At 59.1% G+C, this 24,395-nt stretch carries 21 protein-coding genes; 9 read left to right on the top strand and 12 right to left on the bottom strand.

The window, feature by feature from the left end:
* Positions 1-133 precede the first annotated feature (133 nt).
* The 8 genes from potA (at position 134) to KUV52_RS09635 (ending at position 10,646) form a co-directional block, all read left to right on the top strand.
* Complete coding sequence (gene potA / locus KUV52_RS09670; RefSeq protein ID WP_222525734.1) at positions 134-1,237, top strand: spermidine/putrescine ABC transporter ATP-binding protein PotA; 1,104 nt, start codon at positions 134-136, stop codon at positions 1,235-1,237.
* On the top strand, positions 1,237-2,106 hold the full coding sequence (gene potB, locus KUV52_RS09665; protein ID WP_222525733.1) for a spermidine/putrescine ABC transporter permease PotB: 870 nt from the start codon (positions 1,237-1,239) through the stop codon (positions 2,104-2,106). Before potA ends, potB begins: the two co-directional genes overlap by 1 nt.
* Complete coding sequence (gene potC / locus KUV52_RS09660; RefSeq protein ID WP_222525732.1) at positions 2,090-2,869, top strand: spermidine/putrescine ABC transporter permease PotC; 780 nt, start codon at positions 2,090-2,092, stop codon at positions 2,867-2,869. Before potB ends, potC begins: the two co-directional genes overlap by 17 nt.
* Complete coding sequence (locus KUV52_RS09655) at positions 2,856-3,893, top strand: extracellular solute-binding protein (protein ID WP_222525731.1); 1,038 nt, start codon at positions 2,856-2,858, stop codon at positions 3,891-3,893. The genes potC and KUV52_RS09655 overlap by 14 nt, the downstream gene beginning before the upstream one ends.
* A 141-nt stretch (positions 3,894-4,034) precedes the next feature.
* Complete coding sequence (locus KUV52_RS09650) at positions 4,035-4,919, top strand: LysR family transcriptional regulator (RefSeq protein ID WP_222525730.1); 885 nt, start codon at positions 4,035-4,037, stop codon at positions 4,917-4,919.
* Positions 4,920-5,057: 138 nt separating this feature from the next.
* Positions 5,058-6,134 (top strand): efflux RND transporter periplasmic adaptor subunit, encoded by a 1,077-nt coding sequence (locus tag KUV52_RS09645; protein WP_222525729.1) that lies wholly within the window; start codon positions 5,058-5,060, stop codon positions 6,132-6,134.
* Entirely contained in the window at positions 6,131-9,181 is a 3,051-nt protein-coding gene (locus tag KUV52_RS09640) for an efflux RND transporter permease subunit (RefSeq protein WP_222525728.1), read from the top strand. Before KUV52_RS09645 ends, KUV52_RS09640 begins: the two co-directional genes overlap by 4 nt.
* Entirely contained in the window at positions 9,174-10,646 is a 1,473-nt protein-coding gene (locus tag KUV52_RS09635) for an efflux transporter outer membrane subunit (protein WP_222525727.1), read from the top strand. The genes KUV52_RS09640 and KUV52_RS09635 overlap by 8 nt, the downstream gene beginning before the upstream one ends.
* A gap of 44 nt (positions 10,647-10,690) precedes the next feature.
* Here the strand turns inward: KUV52_RS09635 and hemH are convergent, their stop codons facing one another.
* From hemH to KUV52_RS09575, 12 genes are all read right to left on the bottom strand, one after another.
* Positions 10,691-11,659, bottom strand: coding sequence for a ferrochelatase (gene hemH / locus KUV52_RS09630; protein WP_222525726.1), 969 nt, complete (start codon positions 11,657-11,659; stop codon positions 10,691-10,693).
* Positions 11,660-11,809: 150 nt separating this feature from the next.
* Positions 11,810-12,454 (bottom strand): adenylate kinase, encoded by a 645-nt coding sequence (gene adk / locus KUV52_RS09625; RefSeq protein ID WP_222525725.1) that lies wholly within the window; start codon positions 12,452-12,454, stop codon positions 11,810-11,812.
* A gap of 122 nt (positions 12,455-12,576) precedes the next feature.
* Entirely contained in the window at positions 12,577-13,425 is an 849-nt protein-coding gene (locus KUV52_RS09620; protein WP_222525724.1) for a tetratricopeptide repeat protein, read from the bottom strand.
* A 56-nt stretch (positions 13,426-13,481) separates the two neighbouring features.
* A complete protein-coding gene (gene htpG, locus KUV52_RS09615; protein WP_222525723.1) occupies positions 13,482-15,389 on the bottom strand; it encodes a molecular chaperone HtpG in 1,908 nt (635 codons plus the stop codon).
* A gap of 38 nt (positions 15,390-15,427) precedes the next feature.
* Entirely contained in the window at positions 15,428-16,324 is an 897-nt protein-coding gene (locus KUV52_RS09610) for a hypothetical protein (RefSeq protein ID WP_222525722.1), read from the bottom strand.
* A 196-nt stretch (positions 16,325-16,520) separates the two neighbouring features.
* Positions 16,521-17,120 (bottom strand): recombination mediator RecR, encoded by a 600-nt coding sequence (recR, locus tag KUV52_RS09605; protein WP_222525721.1) that lies wholly within the window; start codon positions 17,118-17,120, stop codon positions 16,521-16,523.
* Positions 17,120-17,449, bottom strand: coding sequence for a YbaB/EbfC family nucleoid-associated protein (locus tag KUV52_RS09600; protein ID WP_222525720.1), 330 nt, complete (start codon positions 17,447-17,449; stop codon positions 17,120-17,122). Before KUV52_RS09600 ends, recR begins: the two co-directional genes overlap by 1 nt.
* Before the next feature lie 76 nt (positions 17,450-17,525).
* A complete protein-coding gene (dnaX, locus tag KUV52_RS09595) occupies positions 17,526-20,057 on the bottom strand; it encodes a DNA polymerase III subunit gamma/tau (RefSeq protein WP_222525719.1) in 2,532 nt (843 codons plus the stop codon).
* Between the two features lie 111 nt (positions 20,058-20,168).
* Entirely contained in the window at positions 20,169-20,714 is a 546-nt protein-coding gene (apt, locus tag KUV52_RS09590) for an adenine phosphoribosyltransferase (RefSeq protein ID WP_222525718.1), read from the bottom strand.
* Positions 20,715-21,210: 496 nt separating this feature from the next.
* Positions 21,211-21,945, bottom strand: a complete 735-nt coding sequence (locus KUV52_RS09585) for a DUF2063 domain-containing protein (RefSeq protein WP_222525717.1) — start codon at positions 21,943-21,945, stop codon at positions 21,211-21,213.
* On the bottom strand, positions 21,942-22,778 hold the full coding sequence (locus tag KUV52_RS09580) for a DUF692 domain-containing protein (RefSeq protein ID WP_222525716.1): 837 nt from the start codon (positions 22,776-22,778) through the stop codon (positions 21,942-21,944). Before KUV52_RS09580 ends, KUV52_RS09585 begins: the two co-directional genes overlap by 4 nt.
* Before the next feature lie 70 nt (positions 22,779-22,848).
* Positions 22,849-23,241 carry a hypothetical protein gene (locus tag KUV52_RS09575; protein WP_222525715.1) on the bottom strand — a complete coding sequence of 131 codons (393 nt, stop codon included), beginning with the start codon at positions 23,239-23,241 and terminating at the stop codon, positions 22,849-22,851.
* A gap of 221 nt (positions 23,242-23,462) precedes the next feature.
* Between KUV52_RS09575 and dusC the strand changes: the two genes are divergently transcribed.
* A complete protein-coding gene (dusC, locus tag KUV52_RS09570; protein ID WP_222525714.1) occupies positions 23,463-24,395 on the top strand; it encodes a tRNA dihydrouridine(16) synthase DusC in 933 nt (310 codons plus the stop codon).

The raw sequence follows: 24,395 nt of genomic DNA, 5'->3' as shown, positions 1-24,395 counted from the left end.
CATTGCCGCTAACTTACGGAAATCTTTGGTGGAGAATTGTCCACTTGTGGTCAAATCGGTCCGGATCCGTCATTGCGAATTGGCCCTAACGCATTAAAATCTAGGGTTGGTCCTTTTCTTGTAAGATACGCCCGTGTCCAACAAACCCATTCTTTCCCTGTCCGGTATCGTTAAGCGGTTTGGTAACCAGACCGTGCTGAACGATTTCCAGTTGGAGATCGCCAACGGCGAGTTCTTCACCATCCTCGGTCCGTCTGGTTGCGGAAAAACCACGGTATTGCGTCTGATCGCCGGTTTCGAACTGCCGGACGAAGGTCGCATCGAACTGGATGGCACCGACATCGCGCAGGTCGCGCCTGAGCGTCGCCCGGTCAACACGGTCTTCCAGAGCTACGCCCTGTTCCCCCATATGTCGGTATTCGACAACGTCGCTTTTGGCCTCAACATGTCCAAGATCGACAAAGCGGAGATCGACACCCGGGTGCGGGACGCACTGGCGATGGTGCGTCTGGCCGACTATGCCGACCGCAAGCCGCACCAGCTTTCCGGTGGTCAGCGCCAGCGTGTGGCAATTGCCCGCGCCGTGGTCAACCGCCCCAAGGTACTGCTGCTGGACGAATCCCTCTCTGCCCTGGACGCCAAACTGCGCCAGCAGATGCAGGTGGAACTGAAGATGCTGCAGCGTCAGCTGGGGATCACCTTCATCTATGTGACCCACGACCAGGAGGAAGCGCTCTCCATGTCCGACCGCATCCTGGTGATGGATGGCGGCGTGGCACAGCAGGTTGGCACACCGCGTGAGATCTACGAATGCCCGCAAAACGTGTTTGTGGCTTCCTTTATCGGCGAGATCAATGCCATCGATGGAGTGATCACCGAACAGCTGGATGACCTGCGTTACATCGCCAAGATGGCGGACCACCATCGTGAGATCCGTACCGACAAGGTGTTCTCTGTGGGGGATCACATCAAGATCCTGCTGCGTCCGGAAGATCTGCGCATCGAATACATCGAGGACGCCCCCGACAAGCCGGGCTTTATCGGCCACGTGCGCGAGCGTAACTACAAGGGTAAGACCCTCGACTCCATCATCGAGCTCAATAACGGCATGCGTCTGCACGCCAGTGAATTCTTTGACGAGGACGATCCGGACTTTGACTACCGTCTGGGCCAGAAGGTCTGGGTAGACTGGGTGCACGGATGGGAGCACGTCATCAAATCGGAGTCCCAGCTCTGATGAGCCAATTTGTTCGTTTCCGTCCACTGGTGATCATCCTGACCCTGAGCTGGCTCGGGGTGTTCGTGCTGGCACCGCACCTGCTGGTGCTGGCAACCAGCTTTCTGACACCGAACCCTGAACACCTGGCGGTGTTCCCGGTTACCCTGGACAACCTGCGCAAGCTGTGGAACCCGCTCTACCTGGGCGTGCTGTGGGACAGTCTGGTGCTGTCGTTCTACGCCACCGTTCTGTGCCTTCTGATCGGCTACCCCTTTGGCTACATCGTGGCCAAACTGCCCCGTCCCCAGCGGATGCTGGTGCTGTTCCTGATGATCGTGCCGTTCTGGACCAACAGCCTGATCCGGACCTACGCCTTCAAGATCATTCTGGGCAACAAGGGGTTGGTGAACAGCTTCCTGGAGTTTATCGGCCTGATCGACAGCCCGTTGCCGCTGCTCTACACCCAGTTGGCGGTGATCCTTGGCCTGGTTTACATTCTGCTGCCCTTTATGATTCTGCCGCTGATCTCCAGCTTCGAGAATCTCGACCAGAGCCTGCTTGAAGCGGGCCGCGATCTGGGCGCAGGCCCGGTACGCCGCTTCTGGCACATCATTCTTCCGATGACCGCTCCGGGCATTGTCGCTGGCTCTCTGCTGGTGTTCCTGCCAGCAATGGGGATGTTCTACGTGGCGGACCTGCTTGGTGGCGCCACCAACCTGCTGCTGGGTAACGTCATCAAGAACCAGTTCCTGGTGCTGCGCGACTGGCCATTCGGAGCCACCATCAGCATCGCACTGATCCTGATGATGGGCGTCATGCTTGGAGCGTACTACTACGCCAACCGTCTGATTCAACGCCAGGGAGGTCTCGATGACTCGAATCTCTAAATGGCTGCTGATTGGCCTGGTGTTCTTCTACCTGTACCTGCCGATGGCGGTACTGGTGGTGAACTCCTTCAACAAATCCAAGTACGGCCACAAGTGGAACGGCTTCAGCCTGAAATGGTACGAGAAGCTGTTTAATAACGATGCTCTGATGCAGGCGTTTACCCACTCGCTGACGGTGGCGATTCTGGCCGCCACGGCGGCCACGGTGATCGGCACTCTGATGGCCCACGCCATCCATCGTTACCACTTCCGCCTCAAACCGGCGGCCAGTGGCATGCTGTTTGTTGTAATGATGTCCCCGGACATCGTGCTGGCCATCACCTTCCTGGTGATCTTTATGGCCATGGGGATCCAGCTGGGCTTCTGGAGTCTGCTGCTTTCCCACATCACTTTCTGTCTCCCCTTCGTGGTGATCACCGTGTATGCGGCACTCAAAGGGTTTGACAAAAACCTGGTGGACGCGGCCCGGGACCTGGGCGCCAGCGAAAGCCTGGTGTTTACCCGGATCATCATGCCGATGGCCAGCTCGGCCATCGCTGGCAGTTGGCTGTTGAGCTTCACGCTATCCTTGGATGACGTGATCATCAGCTCCTTCGTGACTGGACCCAGCTATGAAGTGCTGCCGATTCGGGTCTTTTCCATGGTGAAGGTCGGGGTCTCTCCGGAGGTGAACGCCATCGCCACCCTACTGTTGGGCATTTCGCTCATCATGACGTTGCTTATCTCGCTGTTGACGAGGAGAAAATATAATGAAAGCCGCTAAGCTGTTGTGCGCTGCCGGCCTGCTTGCCCTGACCGGTATGGCCCAGGCACAAGAGAAGGTCGTGGTTTATAACTGGACCGAGTACGTACCGGAAGGCGTTCTGGAACAGTTCACTGAGGAGACTGGCATCAAGGTGGAATACGCCACCTTCGACAGCAACGAAGTGATGTACTCCAAACTGAAGCTGCAGAAGGGCACCGGTTACGACGTGATCGTGCCTTCCGCTTACTTCATCTCCAAAATGGCCAAAGAGGGTCTGCTGCATGAGATCGACCACAGCAAGCTGACCAATCTGAAGCACCTGGACCCGGCGGTTCTGGACAAGGCGTACGACCCGAAGAACCAGTACTCCATCCCTTACGTGTGGGGCAGCACCGCCATTGGTGTGAACTCTGACGCAATCGATCCGGCCACCATCACCAGCTGGAAAGACCTGTGGGATCCCAAGTGGAAACGCAGCCTGCTGCTGACCAACGATGTGCGTGAAGTGTTCCATATGGCGCTGCGCATCAACGGCCACAGCGGTAACAGCACCAACCCGGAAGAGATCAAGCAGGCTTATGAGCTGCTGCGCAGCCTGATGCCGAATGTGCTGGTGTTCAACTCTGACGCCCCCCGTGAGCCCTTCCTGGCTGGCGACGTGAACCTGGGTATGTTGTGGAACGGTGAAGCCTTTATGGCTCAGCAGGAAGACGACGCGATTCAGTACGTCTATCCGAAAGAGGGTGCCGCCCTGTGGGTAGACAGCTTCGCCATCCCGGCCGGTGCCGCCAACGTCGAGAACGCTCATAAGTTCATCGACTTTATGATGCGTCCGGAAGTGGCGGTTCAGGTTGTGGAATACCTGGGCTACACCACCCCGAACAAGACCGCCATCGGCATGCTGGATCCGGAGTACTCCGAGAACGCCGCCATCTTCCCGCCCGCCGAGGTGGTTGAGCAGGGCGAGTTCCAGCAGGATGTCGGTGACGAGGCCCTGGCCATCTACATCGAGTACTGGGAAAAGCTGAAAACCGGTAACTGATACCGAGCCTGACCCGAAAGCCCGCCAATTGGCGGGCTTTTTCGTGTCTGATGGATCCCAAAATCATTGGCCTTAACCGGGATGCCGTTACCTTGCCCGCCCTTTTTCGCCATAATGGCGCCAGATTGGTAAGGAGCCACCATGCGCACTGACGACCTGAAACTCTTTATGACTGTGGTGGAACTGGGCAGTTTCTCTGCGGCAGCGGAAGCGATGGACCTGCCCCGCGCCAACGTCAGTCGCCGCATCAATGAGCTTGAGAAGCGCCTCGGCAGCACCCTCTTCACCCGCACCACCCGAAAGCTCAGCCTCACCCCCATCGGTCAGGAGTTGTATCAGCGTTTCGAGATCCTGATGCCGCAACTGGACGCCGCCCTGGACTCCGCTCGCAGCCAGAGCCTGCACCCCGTAGGCAAAGTGAAACTGGGACTGCTGCCGGAAGCGGAACTGATTCTCCACCCGTTGCTGCAACAGTTTATGACCCGCTATCCCAGAATCTCTCTGGAGGTGTACATCAGTACGCTGGGCTATCAGGACATCATCACCCAGGGGCTCGATCTGAGCCTTCACGCCGGTCAACTGGAAGACTCCAGCTTTGTTGCGCGCTCTATGGGCCGTTTTGGTCGTGCCCTGTATGCAAGCCCGGAGTATCTCAGCCAGAATGGCTGCCCTGAGAAACTGACCGACCTCGCCCACCACCGCTTGCTGGGATTTCGCTGGCCCGATGGCCGCACCGAGCGTCACTGGCACTTTGAGGACGCATCGGTTCCGGTAGAGGCCACGCTGATCAGCAACAGCATGACCTACCTACGGCGGGCGACGCTGGATGGTACCGGGATCTGCCACTTGCCGGAGCTTCAGGCATTTCAGCACGTCCAGAGCGGCGAACTGGTTCCCCTGCTGACCGACATCAAAAGCCCCCAGGAGGAGGTGTGGTTGGTCTACCGGGACCGGATGGGCCTAAGCCATGGCGCGCGTCTGCTGATGGAGTGGTTGTTAACGGAGGTACCCAAAATCACCGCATAACCCTGCATCGCCTCCTCTGCCGCGAGGCCAACGCCAATTGTCTCACTTTTCAAGACAGTGAAACTCGCGAAGGCCGGATTATTCTCGATATTCAAATCAATAAAATGCGCTCCATTATTCTGTTCTGGAGTGCTCCCCGTGAGAAAAACCCCTGCCCTATCGTTACTTATCGGTCTGACCCTGACCGGCTGCAGTCACAATGACACCCCTCCACCAAGTCATGCGCAACTTCGCCCAATCAATGTCATCAGCTTGACCGACCCGGCGGCATCCGCTCAGGTGCGCTTCAGTGGTGTTGTCGAAGCGCAACAACAGGCGCAGCTCAGCTTTAAGGTGCCGGGAAGAGTGGGAGCCTTGTCAGTCAAAGTGGGGGACTGGGTGGAAGCGGGACAACTCCTGGCGCGTCTTGAGGACCACGATTATGCCCTTACCGTGGCGGAACTCGAAGCCCGTTTGGCCGAAGCCAAAGCGGTTCAGGCGCTGGCTATCAGTGAACGGTCACGGGTGGAACAGGCGATTCGGGACAACGCCATGGCGGACGTCAATCTGGACCGCGCCCGCTCCGGTGCCGCCCGCGCCGACGCAGCCGTCGCGGTGCTCAAGGTCAATCTGGAGAAAGCGCGGGATGGCGTACGCTACACCGAGCTGCGGGCTCCCTTTTCCGGCCAGATTGGCCAACGATTTATCGAGCCCCACGAGCTGATTAGCGAAGGGCAACCCATCCTTTCCCTGCATACGCCCGACGCCCTTCAGGTGGTGGTGGACGTTCCCGAGAGCCGACTTGAGGCCTTTTCCAAGGGCCAGCAAGCCACCGTGCGCTGGCATAACAGTGCCCAATCCCTGAAAAGTGTCGCCACGGAGATCGCCAGCCAGCCCCACCCCCTGAAGCGCACCTACTCGGCCACCTTTGAACTTATCGACCGCGACGTCGACCTGCACCCGGGCAAAGCGGTGCAACTGCATTGGCAAGGCACCCACGAGCCCTCCAGCTTCTGTCTGCCGGAATCCGCAGTGATCTTTGAGCAGGGGCTGAACCAGGTGGTTCGCGTTTCCGTTGGAGAAGCGCAACGCATTCCGGTTTCCGTGGTTCGCCAGGAGCGCAACCACCTTTGCGTCCAGGGCACCCTGTTCTCGGGTGACCGCATTGTGGTCGCCGGTGCCCACTATCTGAATACCGGGGATGCCGTCGGCACCATCCGTGAGGTGGCACGATGAACCTGGCCACCTTCGCCATCCGCCAACGCACTTTTGTGCTGTTCTTTACGGTGCTGTGCGTCGTGGCGGGTGTTTACTCCTACTTCGATCTGGGCAAGCTGGAAGACCCGACCTTTACGGTGAAAAGTGCCGTTGTCGTGACTCTCTACCCCGGCGCCAGCGCCGAAGAGGTGGAGCAACTGGTTACCGATAAGGTGGAGTCACGGTTCCAGGAGATGGGCAACCTCTGGAAACTCCGCTCTCTCTCCCAACCCGGCATCTCCACCATTTTTGTCGACCTGAAAGAGTCGGTTCGCTCGGAACAGCTGCCCCAGGAGTGGGACCTGCTGCGACGCAAGGTCAACGACATCGCGCTTGAACTGCCCCCTCAAGCCCAGATCTCTGTGGTGATGGATGAGTTCTCCGAGGTCTACGGCATGCTGTTTGCGGTCTACAGCGATGACCTGAGCATGGCCGAACTCAAAACGCACGCCAAAACCCTTCAGCGTAAACTCAACACCGTTGACGGCATCAAGAAAGTGGCCCTGCACGGCGTGGTGGAGCAGGAGCTCAATCTGGTGATTCCGCCGGAGCGCCTCGCGGCTTCTGGCCTGACACTGGCCGGGGTGCTGAACCAGCTCAACAGCCACAACCTCAATGTGGACACCAGCGCTTTTGATATGGGGTCCCGTCGCGTTCGGGTTGCACAGAGCGGCCGATTTGAGTCGGTCGAAGAGATTGAGAACCTGATGCTCAAAGGCAGCCTGGGCGAGTTGAGCCACGGCCTGATTCGATTGGGCGACATTGCCCGCATCGAAATGAGCGAACAAACCCCCGCTCTGAACCTCAGCCGTTACAACGGTCATCCGGCAATCATCCTGGCGGTCAGCCCGGCTGAGGGCGTCAATGTCGTCAGCCTGGGTTCCGGCCTCAATCAGGTACTCGCCCAATTCGAAGCCAGTCTGCCCCTTGGGACCGAAGTCGGCGTAGTGGCGTTTCAGCCGGATGAGGTAGAGAAGTCGATCAACAACTTCGTCAGTAACCTGCTGCAAAGCCTCGCCATTGTGGTGGGTGTGCTGCTCATCTTTATGGGCTGGCGCTCTGCCACCATTGTGGGTGTCAGTTTGCTGCTCAGCATTCTGCTGACCCTGATCTTTATGAACCTGGCTGGCGTCGATTTGCAACGGGTGTCGCTGGGCGCGTTCATCCTGGCGCTGGGCATGCTGGTAGACAATGCCATTGTGATCACCGATCTGGTCCAGGCAAAACTGAAACAGGGTCTGGCCCGCCGCAACGCCGCGCAGGAAGCGGTAGCAGAGATGGGCTGGCCGCTGTTGGGTGCCACCGCGATTGCCATCCTTGGCACGACGCCAACCCTGTTCTCACAAACCGACGCGGCGGAGTTCTCTCTCTCCGTCGTGCAGGTGATCGCCAGCTCCCTGCTGCTCTCCTGGCTGGTGGCGATGACCATCACCCCGCTAATGTGCTGGGCCTTCCTGAAACCCGCGCAAGAAGCGGCCCAGGAGGGGCGGTTCTACCTCGGCTTCAAACGGGTGCTGCAATGGAGCGTGACAAACCCCAAAACCACCCTGGCCGGACTTCTGCCTTTGCTCGCACTGGCACTGTTCGCCCTGCCTTTTATCAAGGTGAACTTTATTCCCACCTCCGACCGTCCCATGGTGTTTCTGGATTACTGGGCACCCAATGGCGGTCGGATTGAACAAACCGCAGAGGATATTGAAGCGATTGAACGCTGGCTGGCGAAGCGCCCCGAAGTCACCAACTTCGCAAGCTTTGTCGGTGCTGGCGCCCCTCGCTTCTCCGTGACCGTTGAGCCGGAGGGGCTGGATGCGGCTTACGGTCAGATCCTGATCAACACCCGCGACTTTGAGGCCATCGCCACTCTGACCGCAGCGGGCGATGCCTGGCTGGCCGAGTCCTTTCCCAACGCCGAGCCTCGTTTCCGGGCATTGAAACTGGCGACCAAGGACAAGTTCAGCGTGGAGGCCCGCTTCTCCGGACCGGATCCTGAAGTGCTGCGCGACCTCTCGGCCCAGGCCGAAGCGATCATGAGCGCCCATCCCAATGCCCGCTACGTCCGTAACGACTGGCGTCAGGAAAGTCCGCTGATGGTGCCGGTACTGAACCAGGAGCAGGCGCGTCTGGCTGGCGTGACCCGTTTCGACGTCGCCCGCACATTGCAGTTGGCTTCAGACGGCCTGACCGTGGGCCAGTTACGCAACGGCAGTGATCTGGTGCCCATCAAACTGCGCAGCACCGATACGGATCTGAGCCAGCTCCATGATCTGCCGGTACGCGGCTTGCTGAGCCCGTTCAGCGTACCGATGGGCCAGGTGGTGGAACGCTTTGACGTGCAGGGTGAACAAAGCCTTATCTGGCGGCGGGATCGGGTACGCACCATCACCGCACAGGCAGGGGTGCTGGACGCCACTCCGGCTGAGTTGCGTAACGCCATTGCCGAACAGATAGAAGCGATCCCGCTGCCACCCGGTTACCGGTTTGAGTGGGGCGGAGAGTACTACGACGAGAAGCGTGCCGTAGACGACATCCTGCTCCAGACCCCAAAGGCCCTGTTGCTGATGTTTATCGTGTTGATGGCGATGTTCAGCGCCTACCGCCAGCCCTTCATCATCTTTGGCACCGTGCCTCTGGCGTTGATCGGCGTGATTGGTGGTCTCTGGCTGTTCGGCAAACCCTTCGGCTTTATGGCGATTGTCGGTGTCATCGCGCTGTCGGGCATGATCATCAAAAATGGCATCGTCCTGATGGACCAGATTGAACTGGAACGCCGACAGGGTAAGGCGCTGGACCTTGCGATCGTCGATGCCACGCTGAACCGCACCATGGCAATCTCCATGGCGGCATTGACCACCTCGCTGGGGATGATTCCGTTGCTGTCCGACCAACTGTTTGACCAGATGGCAGCCGCCATTATCGGCGGTCTGTGCGTGGCGTCTCTGCTGTCCCTGCTGATCATGCCGGCACTGTACCGGCTGCTGTTTCACGAACCGAAAATCCTGACCGAACTGGAGCCTGCCCATGCGTAAATTCTCTGTCCTGATTGCCGCCATGGCGCTGGCCGGTTGCAGTGTTACCCCTGATTACCAACCACCCCATGTCGAAGCGGATGAGCTCTACCTGTATCAGCACACTGAGGGGGTCAGTACCACGCCGGTCGAGCAGCCCTACTGGTGGACCCGCTTTAACGATCCTGAACTGGATGCTCTGGTGGCCACGGTACAGCAGCAGAACATCTCGCTGCAGGTGGCCCAGCTTAGGGTACAGAGTGCCCGCGCCTACCACACTGCCGTGGCCACCGCCAAGATCCCCACCATCAGCGTGGGCGGGGGGTATCAACACTACCGGCTGAGTGAATATGACCCTCTGGCCGGTGGTGCTCTAACCGCCACCATGCCTGACTTCGGACAACCCGGAGCGGGCCAGCCCCTGAACCTTCTGGATCGGGATAACGGTGCCTTTGCGGTGGGCGTTAATGTCAGTTGGGAGTTGGATCTGGCCGGACGCCTGGATGCCATGGATTCGCTCGCGGGGATCCGCCTTGAGCAGGCTGAAATCCTGCGTCAGGCGACGCTGCAGATGGTGACCGTAGAAGCGGTTCACAACTACCTGCAATACCGTGGTGCCCAGGCCCGCATTGCCATAGCGGAGCGCAATATTGCGCAGCAGACACAGACACTGGAACTGGTGGAACGTCTGGTGGACTCCGGTTATGGCTCGGAACTCGACCTGGCTCAGGCGCGGGCGTTGCTGGCCGCCACCCGCTCCACCCTGCCGATGCTGCACAGTGCGGAAAAGGCACACCTGCATCGGCTGGCCACCCTGCTCGGAGAGGGCGCGGCGGCGACAAGCCAGCGATTCGGTGACCGCCCCTTACCCGAAATCACGCAAACCGTGCCAGTGGGCCTGAAATCAGACCTGCTTCAAAGACGGCCCGATATCGCCCTGGCTGAGCGGGAGATGGCGGCCCTGAACCAGGAGGTGGGCATCGCCATTGCCGCCCGGTATCCCAAGGTGTACCTGACCGGTTCTCCGATGACGCTGGCCGAGAATTTCGGCGACCTGTTCGCTTCTGGCTCCGACGCCTGGCTCGCGAGCGTCGGCGTCAACTGGACCCTGTTTGACGGTGGCCGTGGCGAAGCGCTGGTGACCATGCAGGAAGCACGATTCCAACAGGCGGCTCTGGCCTATCAGCATCGGGTGAATGGCGCGTTTAACGAGGTGGAAACCGCCCTGATGGCCTACGGCAATCAACAGGCACACCGGGATCAGATAGAACAAGCCGCTGAACAGGCACGATTGGCGGCCAGCAAAGCGCGCTCCCTCTATCGGGCGGGTCTGGTGGACTATCTCACTGTCCTGGATGCCCAGCGCCAGGTCAATCTGATGGAGGACGCAGCGTTGATGGCCCAACTCAACACCGCGGAGCACCTGCTGTTTTTGCATAAAGCGCTGGGAGGCGACTGGCAGTTGCCCGAAGGCGAGGACGCCTGAACCAAAAAACCGGCCCTTGGGCCGGTTTTCTTTTTCGTTTGGGTTTACCAGCCCTGACTGTGCTGCTTTACCAGCTCAACCATCATGGCGATGTGGTCTTCCTGAGCATTGAGGCAGGGGATGAACTCGTAGCGCTCACCGCCCGCTTCCAGAAACTCGCTTTTACCTTCGATGGCCAGCTCTTCCAGGGTCTCAAGGCAATCCACTGAGAACGCCGGGGAGATAATGTCCACCGCCTTGACGCCCTGCTTCGGCAGCGCTTCCAGGGTCTCATCGGTATAGGGCTGCAACCACGGCTCCTTGCCAAAACGAGACTGGAAGCAGATCTGCCACTGGGATTCATTCAATTCCAGAGCTTCCGCCAGCTTGGCGGCGGTGCGCTCACAGTGCTCCCGGTAGAGATCTCCTTCGGTAATGAAGCGTTCCGGTACACCGTGGAAGGAGACCAACAGCTTGTCTCCGCGAGGGTGTTCCGCCCAGTGCGCTTTGACACTGTCCGCCAGCGCACGGATGTAGGCTGGGTGATCATGATAATCCCGCACAATGCGCAGTTCCGGCATGGAGCGCTTCAGCTTCACCGCGTTGCCAATGGCGTCCACCACAGCACCTGTGGTGGAGCAGGAGTACTGGGGAAACAGCGGCAGCACCACTACCTTGTCCACGCCCTTGGCTTCCAGCGCATCCAACCCTTCTCGAATGGAGGGACGGCAGTAGGTCATGCCCAGAGCCACCGGCACGCCCAACTGGGCTTCCAGCGCGTCTCGCTGCGCTTCGGAGATCACCTTGAGCGGTGAGCCGCCTTCACTCCAGATCGACTGGTAGGCCTTGGCGACGCGCTTGGGACGGGTGTTAAGAATGATGCCATTCAGAATGGGCCACCACTGCCAGCGGGGCAGATCCACCACCCGTTGGTCACTCAGAAACTGTTTCAGGAAACAGCGAACGCAGTGGGGGGTTGGTTTGCAGGGGGTGCCGAGGTTAACCAGCAGCACACCAAATTGGGATTGGTCCATGTCGTTATCTAAGCTGTTGTTTGTCCGTGAATACGCAGCAAGACTAGCATCAGATCACGCAACAAAACAGTGAGCCTCTCACGGATTTAACGGTTGACCCGATCACAAAAAAGGCTTCCCGAAGGAAGCCTTTTTCACACTGCTCAGAAATCAGCCCAGCAGTTTGCCGATCTGCTCAGATACCGCATCAACGGCCTGAGTACCATCCAGCTTGTGGTACTGGTTGGCACCACGCTCTGCAGCAGTGGAGTAGTAGTCCACCAGCGGCTTGGTCTGCTCGTGGTAAACCGCCAGACGCTTACGAACGGTGGTTTCTTCATCGTCGGCACGAATAACCAGTTCTTCACCGGTCACGTCGTCCTTGTCTTCCACCTTCGGCGGATTGAACACCACGTGGTAAACACGGCCGGAGCCCGGGTGTACGCGGCGACCGCTCATGCGCTTAACGATCTCTTCGTCCGGTACGTCGAACTCGATCACGTGGTCAACGTCGATGCCGTTTTCGGTCATCGCATCGGCTTGGGGAATGGTGCGCGGGAAACCGTCCAGCAGGAAACCGCCTTTGCAGTCTTCCTGGGCGATGCGCTCCTTAACCAGACCAATGATGATGTCGTCGGACACCAACTGGCCGGCATCCATCACTTTTTTGGCTTCCAGACCCATCGGGGATCCGGCTTTGATGGCGGCACGCAGCATGTCACCAGTGGAGATTTGCGGGATCCCGTATTTCTCCATGATGAACTGGGCCTGAGTGCCTTTACCGGCACCGGGGGCGCCCAACAGAATAATGCGCATGCGACTGTCCTCTGTGAAAATCGGTAGATTCGTGGAAATGACGGGATCTTGTCATACCCGGCCACCCATGTGAAGAGGCGGCCCGTTAGGCTTTGGTGGAAAATCCGACGATTACCTCGAATTTAGTAAAGAAGCCCATAGAATCGGCGTCGATAGCTGCTGGCAACCGGGTCCGCTGAGCCCAACGCATTGACGATATCGAGGAAGGTGGAGCGGGCATCACCATTGGCCGCATCCATCTGCTGGCGCAGCAAACCAAACAGGCTGTCCAGCGCCTCCTCATTACGACCCGCCTGGTGCAACTGCACCGCCAGCTCGACCACCAGCCCCTGGTTGTCCGGCTCCGCCTCCAACTGGGCCTGCAGTGCCCGAATCTCAGGCGTATCCGCCGACTCTTTTAGCAGTTGCAACTGGGCTTTCAGGCTCTGATAACGGCTGTCCTGATCCGCCAGCCCCACTTCCGCCAGCAGAGGCTCCACCTCCTCGGCACGCTTCAGTCCCAACAGAGCCTCCGCCAGTGCCAGCCGGGTGGCCGCATTGGCCTCCTCAGCCAGCGCGTCGCGCAGGATAGGCAACGCCTGGTCGTAGGCTTTGCTTTCCAGCAGCGGAGCCGCTTCCTGGAGTTTCAGTTCCCAGGCCGCAGGCAGGTGCTTCTGCAACACCTGGGCGATCATCTCCGGGGGCTGCGGGCCAGCAAACCCATCCACCGGCTGGCCTTTCACCAGGATCAGCACTGTCGGCAGCGCCTGAATGCGGAAATACTGGGCCAGATCCATCTCGGTATCGCAATTCACGTTACCTAATACAAACTGGCCAGCGCGACGCTGGGCTTCCCCGACCAGAACCTGGGAGACGCTCTGACACTCGGGTGCCTGAGGTGAGAAGAAGTTCAGCACCAACGGGCGGGTCATGGAGGCCTCAACCAGTTGCTGAATGTTCTGGGCGTTGACGTCAAAGATAAGTTCTTGCATGGCGTTCTCGTAAACAGACAGCCCCGCCAAAGCGGGGCTGGGGCGATATGGGTAGTTTAGCGGCTGAGTTCCAGCCAAAGGGCGTTAAGCTGGCTGACAAACTCGGACGGGTCTTCCAGACTGCCCCGCTCCGCCAGAGTGGCCTGAGAAAGGAGCAGCTGGGCCCAGCTGTCGAAACGCGCATCGTCCTGCTCATCCGCCAGCTTCATCACCAGCGGATGCTCCAGGTTCAGCTCAAATACCGGCTTCACTTCCGGTACCGGCTGGCCGGCCGCCTGCATCAGCTTGATCATCTGGCTGGACATATCGTGCTCGTCCGCCACGATGCAGGCCGGAGTGTCGGTAAGACGGTGGGACACCTTCACCGCTTTCACCTTCTCACCGAGGCTGGACTCAAAGCGCTCAAGCAGTGGCTTGGAGGCTTCTTCCTGCTTCTCCTGCTCCGCCTTCTCCTCATCGGAGAGGTCATCCAGACCCAGATCACCGCGGGTCACGGAGACCAGCGGCTTGCCGTCAAACTCGGTCAGATGGCTCATCAACCACTCGTCAATGCGCTCGGACAGCAGCAATACCTCAATGCCCTTTTTACGCAGCAGCTCCAGGTGAGGGCTGTTTTTCGCGGCGTTAAAGCTGTCGGCCACGATGTAGTAGATCTTGTCCTGACCGGCTTTCATCCGCTCAACATACTGCTCGAGGCTGACGGTGGCTGCCGCTTCATCAGTGTGGGTCGATGCAAAGCGCAGCAGTTTGGCAATGGCCTCTTTGTTCCCCATGTCCTCTGCAGGGCCCTCTTTGAGGACGGTGCCAAACTGGTTCCAGAAGGTTTGGTAGGCCTCCTCATCTTTGGCCAGCTTGCTCAGCATGCCCAAAGCCCGCTTGGTCAACGCGGTGCGCAGGGACTGGGTTACCTTGGAATCCTGCAGAATTTCGCGGGACACGTTCAGCGGCAAGTCGTTAGAGTCCACCAGGCCCTTCACAAAGCGCAGGTACTGAGGCAGGAACTGTTTGGCCTCATCCATGATGAACACGCGCTGCACATAGAGCTTCAGGCCGTGCTGGTTGTCTCGATTCCAGAGGTCAAACGGCGCACTGGAGGGGATGTAAAGCAGGCTGGTGTACTCCTGCTTGCCCTCGACCTTGTTGTGCGCCCAGATCAGCGGGTCGTCCCAATCATGCGCAACATGCTTGTAGAACGCCTTGTATTCGTCGTCAGAGATCTCGGACTTGGCCAGGGTCCACAGGGCGGTGGCTTTGTTGATGGCGTTCCACTGCCCTTCGGTGGCCGCAATGGTTTCCCCATCCTCTTCACGCTCAGGGGTACCCTCCTCCCACATCTCAACGGGGATGGAGATGTGATCGGAGTACTTGGTGATGATCTGCTTCAGGCGCCACTCATCCAGGAACTCGTTATCCTCGTCCCGCAGATGCAGAATGATCTCGGTGCCTCGCTGGGGCTTGTCGATATTGGTGACGGTGAAATCGCCTTCGCCAGCGGAGATCCACTCAACGCCCGCATCGGGGCCATGGCCAGCAGCCCGGCTGCGCACCGTCACACGGTCCGCAACGATAAAGGCGGAATAGAACCCCACCCCAAACTGACCAATCAGCTGAGAGTCTTTGGCTGCATCACCGGACAGCTGGGAAAAAAAGTCGGCAGTACCGGATTTGGCGATGGTACCCAGGTGCTCGATCACCTCGTCCCGGGTCATACCGATGCCGTTGTCGATCACGCTGAGGGTACCGGCATCCTTATCCACCACCAGGCGGACGCGCAACTGGCCGTCCCCCTCATACAGGTCAGCGTTTTCCAGAGCCTTGTAACGCAGCTTATCAGCGGCGTCCGCGGCGTTGGACACCAACTCCCTCAGAAAGATCTCCTTGTTGGAGTAAAGGGAGTGGGTCACCAGTTTCAGCAGTTGGGAAACTTCGGTTTGAAAGCCATGAGTCTCGGTCTGCGCGGACATGCATCTCTCCTGAAAATCACGAATTTACCTCGATGTCCTCAACATGGGGCCAACCATTCGCTTTTCAAGAGGGTGGGGGTAATTTCCGCTTTGGCTGGTTGTATTTGCCACAGAGCGGAACCGGACAGTACGCTGTCGGGAGTGGGGGTGATGGTGACCTGGTCCGGGCCGAGCGGAAGCCGACTGCCGAGACGATCAGGTAGGTTTCCCTGGCACGCCATGGCCTGTGTCCGCTCCAGCATTCTTTGCAACAACGGCTGACGCGCACCCAGGCGCCCTCGCTTGAAACGAAGGGGGGTGCGGGCATCACACAGGTAGTTTTCCATGGCGGCATTAGCATAAGCCAACGTGCCGTTGGCACGAACCACAGCCTGGGGCGTGCTTTGGCTGTTCAACTGACAGGCATCGAGGCGGGCACCGATGCGCTCATGGAGAAAGGGAGTCAGAGCCATGGCCTGACGAAGATGACGGGTGATCTGCTCTATCGCTAGAAGCTGCTGAGCACAGAAGTCGCTCTGACCCTGACACCGGTACAAGCCCAACAGATGATGGCCGTGATCCGTGCTCAGGATCGAACCGACGCTGTAATGACAATCCAGGACATGAAACAGCTCCGCCAGGGTGGATTCCTGACGATGGCGCCGAAGTTGCTCATCCAACTGCACCACCTGGTTCCGACAACGCCGGGCATGACGGTACCAGGGATCCGCGCCGCGCTGGCTCAGGTAAAACTGGACCCGATCCGTTGAGAGTCCCGGATCCCCACAAGCAATGGGCAGCGTACGATGCGCTGCCGAACGCCGGGGCAGCATCGCCAATACGGCCCCTGCCCCTCCCAGTGCACGCCGCAGGGTGTTGAGCCAGTCGTACCAGCCTCCCTCCACCGCCGCGTCGTACGCGCCTTCAATGATCTGCCCTAACCACTCGTCGCCCATCGCACGCTCCCTATTCTGGAAAGTGAAACAGCTTGACTCGGTTACTGCCGACACCGCCGAACCCGGTCTTTTTTTCGCCAAAGAGCGGTCACATTATCGCCATCGCCGAACAGCGACAATGGATAAGGCTGGGAATTATCTGTGGATAAGTTATGGAAAAGTAAAAAGGCACAGAAATGTGCCTTTTTTCATTCGCTTAGATATCGCGCCGACCACTGAATGAGAGCGCTAACGTGGTGCCATCCACGTAGCCCAGCTCCCCACCTACCGGCACGCCGTGGGCGATGCGGCTGACGCGGATGGCCCTTTGTCGGGCCATGTCGGCGATGTACTGAGCCGTGGCGTCCCCCTCGACGGTCGGGTTGGTGGCCAGGATAACCTCCTTCCACTCACCGTCTGCCAGCATCTGGTCGAGCACGTCCAGACCGATCTCATCCGGGCCGATGCCATCCAGCGGGGACAGGTGACCCATCAAAACGAAGTAGCGGCCATCAAACTGACCGGAGGACTCGATGGCCAGCAGATCAGCCGGGGACTCCACGATGCAGAGTTGCCCCTTTTCGGCACGACGGGGGTTGTCGCAGATGGGGCAGCGGGTCTGCTCGGTAAAGGTCCGGCAGTCCTGACAGTGCCCCACTTCGCTCATGGCCCGACTTAAGGCTTCGCCGAGACGGCTACCGGCAACCCGGTCCCGCTCAAGCAGTTGGAAGGTCATGCGCTGGGCGGAGCGAGGCCCCACCCCAGGCAGGCACTGCAGGGCCTTAATCAGTTCGTCAACGCGAGGGCTGAACTTCATTAGAAAGGCAGTTTCATACCCGGCGGCAACTGCATGCCACCAGTGACTTCAGCCATCTTGGCCTTCTGACCCTCTTCCACCCGGCGGGCAGCGTCGTTGATGGCGGCGGCAATGAGGTCTTCCAGCATCTCTTTGTCGTCTTCCATCAGGCTCTCGTCGATCTCCACACGACGCACATTGTGCGCACCGTTCATGGTGATCTTCACCATGCCAGCGCCGGCTTCGCCGGTCACTTCCATGGTTGCGATCTCTTCTTGTGCCTGCTGCATGCGCTCTTGCATCTTCTGCGCCTGCTTCATCAGGTTACCCATACCGCCTTTACCAAACATATCTCGGTCTCTCTCAACTGGATAAGTGTCACAAATGGCTGCACATGTTACCGCAACCGTGGTCCCGGACAAGGGCTTAGCCCGGGTTTTGATAACTGACCGACTCTTCGATCAAACGGGCATCAAATTCCGATTGTAGCCACTGCACCACCGGATCCTGCAGGAGATCGTCACGCGCCTGAACCAGTCGCTCCTGGTGCAGACGGCGTCGGATCTCCAGCGGCGTCTCGCGGCCCGGCAGTGGATCTTCCACAATTTTCAGCTCAATCGACTCACCCCAGGCCCGCTCCATGCTCTCCTTCAGTGGAGCGATCACCGACTCGCTGTTGAGGTGTCGCTGCTCACTGCGAAGGTGCAGTTGGACGGTGTTGCCATCCCGCTCCATAACGGAGTTGATGGCCAGTTGGCGTGGCCGGGCGCCGATGCCCAGTTGCGCCATGGTCTGGTACCAGAACGCGTCCGTTTCGTTGCTTGCCACGGCACGCTTCGGCGCCAACACAACGCCAGAGGCCTGCGACGCCGGTGCCGTAGCCGCCTGCATTTGCGGAACAGTAACTGGCTTAACGGCCTCAGCCACTGGCGCAGCAGCCGGCTTCATCACTTCGGCTACGGGCACTGCCGGAGCCGTCGGTTCAATCTCTGTCGGCTTCTGAGCCGGACCGCTGACCCGGGGAGCGTCGTCCACCACCCAGGGCGGCGGATCATCATCCACCTGAGGCTCAGCGACTGCCGGTGCGACGGCTGTCGTTTGCGCCGGTGAAGGCGGAGGCGTTTCCTGCTGCGGGGCCTCTGTCGCTGCCCCAGAAGACTCAGCTTGAGGTTGAGGGCGCTCCGTCGGCATCGCGGTGCCCTTCTGGGACACCGTTTCCGGCTTTGGGTCGACCTCCCCCTCCTGGGCTGCGTCCAGGCGTGTTTGCAGATTTCGATGGTTGGAGAGTGCCTGCTCCAGCAACCCCTGGATCCCGGCGTCCGCAACAAGCTGAGGCGATGGCTCACCCATTGGGGCGTGCTCGACGTCCGTTGCTCCCTCCGACTGCGCCGCAAACGCCGCGTAGGAGTCCATCATCGAGCGGTATTCGTCATCCTCATCTTCGACGGCTGACGCTGGGGTTTCCACGGCCTCATCACCACGCTGCGAATCGGCCTGAGCCAGAATCATCGCCTGCTCTGCCGCCATCGCTTGCGCGTCGGCTGAGGTATCCACTCTCGGGGCTGGTGCCGCTGCTGCCGATGTGTCACCAACACGGGCACCTTCGGCCTGGGCCAGAATCACGTTCTGTTCATCCGCCAGCGCCTGCTCGTCCTCGTCCGACTCGTCCACAGCGGAGGCATCAGCTGACACCGCCGGTTCAACGACCGCCTCGGGCTTGGTCACCTCTGGCTTGGTTGCCTCGGTCGGAGTGGCCACGCTGGCAGTTGGCGCAGGCTGAACTGGAGCCGCCTTCGGAGCCGATTCAGAAACGACGGTAGCCGGTGCGCTCACGGCGCCCAACTGAGGTTGAGGTGCCGCCATCGGTGGAGCGGGACTCAGCGGCGCAAACGCCAGGGCCCGCAGCAGCACCATCTCAAAGCCGCTTCTCGGGTCCGGTGCCAGCGCCAGGTCCTGACGCCCCTGAGTCAACATCTGGTACCAGAGCTGAACCTGTTCACGATCCAATGCCTGAGCCAGTGCCTGCACTTCACCGCCCTGATCGCTCAGGTCTGCGGCACGAACATTAAACTGGCACAGCGCCACCTGATGCAGCATGGCGGACATCTGCTTAAGCAGGTCATCGTGGTCCGGCGCAAACGCTTCCACTTCGTCCAGCACACCCATCAGCGCCTGGACCTCACCCTGAGACAGCCCTTTCAACAGGCGCAGGGCGTAGCTGTTGTCCAGTGTGCCCAGCATCGCCTGCACCGACGCCAGCCCAAGCTGGCCACCGCCATGGGCAATGGCCTGATCGGTCAGGCTCATGCCATCACGGACACTGCCATCCGCCGCCTGGGCCAACAGGTCCAGCGCAGCCGGCTCATAGGGCACCTGGTCCGCGTCCAGCACTTTGGCCAGGTGAGCGCTGATCCGCCCCACCGGCACACTTTTCAGGTTGAACTGAAGACAGCGGGACAACACGGTAACCGGCAACTTCTGCGGGTCCGTGGTGGCAAGCAGGAACTTCACATGCGGAGGCGGCTCCTCCAGCGTCTTCAACAGGGCGTTAAAGCTGTGGCGGGAAAGCATGTGCACTTCGTCGATCAGATAGACCTTAAAGCGCCCACGCACCGGCTGGTACTGGACGTTGTCCAGGATCTCCCGGGTGTCATCCACCTTGGTACGGGAGGCCGCGTCGATCTCAAGCAGATCCACAAACCGGCCTTCACTGATCTCTCGGCAGTTGTTGCACTGACCACAAGGGGTTGCGGTGATCCCGGTTTCGCAGTTCAGGCCCTTGGCCAGCAATCGGGCAATGGAGGTTTTCCCCACACCCCGGGTACCGGTAAACAGGTAGGCATGGTGCAGACGGTTCTGCTCCAGGGCGTGAGTGAGGGCCTTGAGCACATGCTCCTGACCGACCACTTGATCAAAACTGGCCGGGCGCCATTTTCGCGCCAGTACCTGATATGACATGGTGTTCCTTGAAAGCGGGACGACGAGGTTAAAAAACGATGCTAACACAGCCCCGTTAAAGAGCGAAAAGCCGGGCTTAAGCCCGGCTTTATTACTGCGCTGTTCGCGGAATTATTCGCCTTCGAACTCACACAGGGTGACGACATTCAGGCCGAGGGCCTTCAGACGGGCTTCACCGCCCAGATCCGGCAGGTTGATAACGAACGCCGCATCGGTGGCCTCGCCACCCAGGCGTCGAATCAGTTTGACGGTCGCGTCGATGGTGCCGCCGGTGGCCAGCAGGTCATCAATCACCAGGACTTTATCCCCGGGCACAATGGCGTCGATGTGAATCTCCAGTGTGTCCTGACCGTATTCCAGCTCATAGGACTCGGCAACGGTTTCGCGGGGCAGTTTGCCCGGCTTGCGCACCGGTACAAAACCCAGGCCCAGCTGATGAGCCAACGGCGCACCGAACAGGAAGCCCCGAGCTTCAGTGCCCACGATTTTGGTAAAGCCCTGGCCCTGGTAATGCTCAGCCAGCACATCGATGCACAGACGGAACGCTTCTGCGTCCTCCAGCAGGGAGGTCACATCGCGGAACAGGATACCCGGCTTCGGGTAATCGGGAATGGTTTTGATGCTGTCTTTGATCAGCGCCAGTGATGCTTGGTTCATTGCAGTTATCGGCTCTATTCGGTGGCCTGTGCCACGCCATAAAAAAGCCCAGTAGGCTTTCTGGCCTTCCTGGACTGCGCTCCCGGAGCGGTAATGGGGCCTAGCTTAAGCAGCTTGGCGGGTCGATGCAACCATACCCGGATGCCCCGACTTCTGACCATTGGGCCTGCACAGGCTCAATACGCTCCCAGGCGACATCGTCACAGGAGTGTAACCGAAATTGAAATGAGAAAGGGTTGCGATGGATCACAGGGCGGGGTCACCGGACCGGCTGCCGCCCTGCGACAACTCTGCGATTTACTGCGTCAGCAGTTTGAACCAGGTCAGCGTAGCGGGCAGCGTGGGGATCATCAGCACCGCCATCAGGCCGAGAAAGTGCAGCAGGTTGAAGGGTTCTTTAAAGTTATTATCAGCCACGACAAACATACTCCCAGGTTGATTGGCGCGGCCATTCTACCGTGACACAGCTCACACAAACACCCAGAAAAGATGCGGCTTATTTTTTGTACTGGCGCACAATCCCCCGCTCGGCCAGCTCCATCAGCACGCCGTTTACCCCATCCACCAGAACCTGATGTGCCAGCTGTGGCAGCAAAGGGACCAGCGCTTCGATCAACGCCGCTGGCGTCACACCAGGCTGCTCATCAATCAGCAGTAACAGCTGCATGGTCATGGGATTAAGCTGACTGAAGCTGATCGCCGATTCCCCCTCCCGGTACACCACCAGAAAGGTGGGTTGAGCTTCCGGCCAGGGCGCATCCGCTCGCACATGCTGGACCGGATAGTCGTAGGTGCCCAGCGCGCTGGCCCGATAACGGACAAGGGGGGTGTCTGAGGAGATGTCCGCCAGCACCGGTTGATCCGTAACCGGTTCCTGAGTGTCCACCCACAACTCAAGGTATTCGTACTGGGCCAGTTCTGACTCAAAAGGAAAGTCCGGACTGTCCAGCCCCTCCAGGTACTCCAGAAATGAGCGGGCAATATCCACAAAAAGGGGACTGTGGCAGTCATGGTGAGCAAAGAAGTCACGCAACCGTTCTGTCCAGCGTGTTTCGCTATGAAGGCTCTGCAGCACCGGGAAGGCGTTGCCGACAAACCCACTGACGTTGTTGAAAAACAGCTCCCGGTACACCGCCATATGACGCGCATCCGTACCCGGGGGTGGTTTACCCGGTGACGGAGAGCGAATGTAATCGATAAAGGTTTGCTGCAGTTGGGTGAAGTCGCTCATGCGCTGGCCCTCTGTTCGGTGGCCACCCTCTGGTGGGCCGCAATAATGTCGAGTTCACTGAGCAGTTCCGCCATGGGAGGCAGGTTAAAGTCCCGCTCCAGCAAGGTGGGATGAACGCCATGGGTACGATAGGCCTCTTCCAGCAGTTGCCAGACCGGATCAATCACTTCGGCGCCATGGGTGTCCACAATCAGGTCCGGCGCTTCCTGATAGTGCCCGGCAATATGGAGATACCGGATGCGCTTGGTAGGCAGGCCCCGAAGAAATTGCGTCGCGTCATACCGATGATTGACGCTGTTCACGTAGATGTTGTTCACATCCAGCAGCAGTTCACAGTCCGCCTCCTCCAGCACCGCATTGACAAAGGTCAGTTCGTCCATCTCGGATCCGGGCGCCGCATAGTAGGAGACATTTTCCAACACCAGGGGCCGCTCCAGAATCGACTGCACCACCTGCACCCGCTCTGCAACATGACGCACCGCCTCCTCGGTAAAGGGGATTGGCATCAGGTCATAGAGGTGGGCATTTCCAGAACAGTAGGAGAGGTGCTCGGAATAGATGCCGATCTGATGCTCATCAAGAAAGGTTTTCAGTTGGCGGACAAAATCGAGATCCAGCGGCGCTGGCGCACCTATGGACAGCGAGAGGCCATGACCGACGAAGGGGCACCGTTCCGTCAGCTCTCGAAACTGGCGCTTCAGTCGAGGGTTCACCCGCATCCAGTTTTCCGGTGCCACCTCCATAAAGTCGATGCCTTTGGGGATCCCCTCTTCACAAAAAGAGGTCACCATCTCTCGTCGCAATCCCAGCCCAACGCCCGATATCGCTTCCATTCCTATACCTCCTTGGAAACCATCAAAAAGGCTGGCCGAAGCCAGCCTTCCAAATACGACTCAGTGCAGGTTAGCTGTTACCGCCACACTTACCTTCACCGCACTTGCCCTCTTTCCCTTTGGCTTCGCCGCCGCATTTGCCTTCGCCGCACTTGCCTTCTTTCCCTTTGGCTTCACCACCGCACTTGCCTTCGCCGCACTTACCTTCGCCGCATTTGCCCTCTTTCCCTTTGGCTTCGCCGCCGCATTTGCCTTCGCCGCACTTGCCTTCCTTGCCTTTCCCTTCGCCACACTTACCTTCGCCGCACTTACCTTCAGTGCCTTTGTCGCCGGTAATCTGGTAACCCATGGCCAGATCATCAATACCAAAGGGGCTTGCCTGAGCGGTGCCCGCCGCCATCGCTCCACCTACAACCAGGGCGCCCAGTGCCGCAGCAACGGTAGTTTTCTTTACAGTCTTCATCGTAAGTTCCTTTAATTGGTTGAAACCATTACTCATTTCCAGCGGCCCTACGACCCTGGCTCAGCAAAGAAGACCCAGCAACTGGGATCTCGCTTTCACACAATAACAACATTTTTTTCACTCGCCACCGTTTTGGGCTTTTTTTCATCAGCAAACTGGTGTAGGGAAGCGGCGGGGAGTACACTTTCGCCCCCTAAACTGAACCGGAGCAACAGCACCTAATGAGAGTGATCCTGGCACCGATGGAGGGCGTGCTTGACCATCGGATGCGGCAGCTTCTGAGTGAGCTGAACCCTTATGACCTTTGCGTCACGGAGTTTGTCCGTGTCGTGAATCAACCTATCTCCGATAAGGTGTTCTACCGGCTGGCCCCCGAGCTCAAACAGGGCGGAAAAACCCGTAACGGTACGCCGGTGCGCGTCCAGTTATTAGGACAGGATCCCGATTGGCTTGGTCACAACGCCGCTCGCGCCATTGAGCTTGGCAGTCCCGGTGTCGACATCAATTTCGGTTGCCCGGCCAAAACCGTTAACCGCTCCAAGGGGGGCGCGGTGCTGCTTAAAGAGCCGGAGCTGATCCACCGCATCGTGTCAGCGATGCGACAAGCGGTACCGGCTGACCAGGTACTCAGTGCCAAGATCCGACTGGGGTGGGAGTGCAGCAGCCAGACGCTGGAGATCGCCCAGGCGATCGAATCCGCTGGCGCCAATGAGCTGGCCATCCATGCCCGGACCAAAGCGGACGGATACCGTGCAGAAGCGATTAAGTGGGACGCCATCGCACCGGTCGTCGACGCCCTGAACATTCCGGTCATTGCCAATGGCGAGATCAACAGTTTCGCGGATGGTCAGCGCTGTCAGCAGGCCTCAGGTTGTCGGGATCTGATGATTGGTCGCGGCGCCCTATCCCGCCCCAACCTAGCCGCCGTGGTTAAACACAATGCTGACCCGTTGAGCTGGGAAGCGATTCGTGACGTGTTAGCAGAGTATGTGACCCTGGAGATCAGCGGTGACAAGGAGCGTTACTTCCCCAACCGCATCAAGCAGTGGTTTGGCTATCTGCGACAGGCCTACCCGGAGGCCAATACGCTGTTCCGGGAACTGCGCCAGTTGCAGCGCAGTGATGAGATCATCGCACTGCTGAACGCCGCTTAA

This window comes from Ferrimonas balearica, assembly GCF_019802055.1.
In the GTDB taxonomy this organism is placed as follows: domain Bacteria; phylum Pseudomonadota; class Gammaproteobacteria; order Enterobacterales; family Shewanellaceae; genus Ferrimonas; species Ferrimonas balearica_A.
Note: the sequence above shows the minus strand (reverse complement) of the source record. Positions and strands in the feature narration are given on the sequence as shown.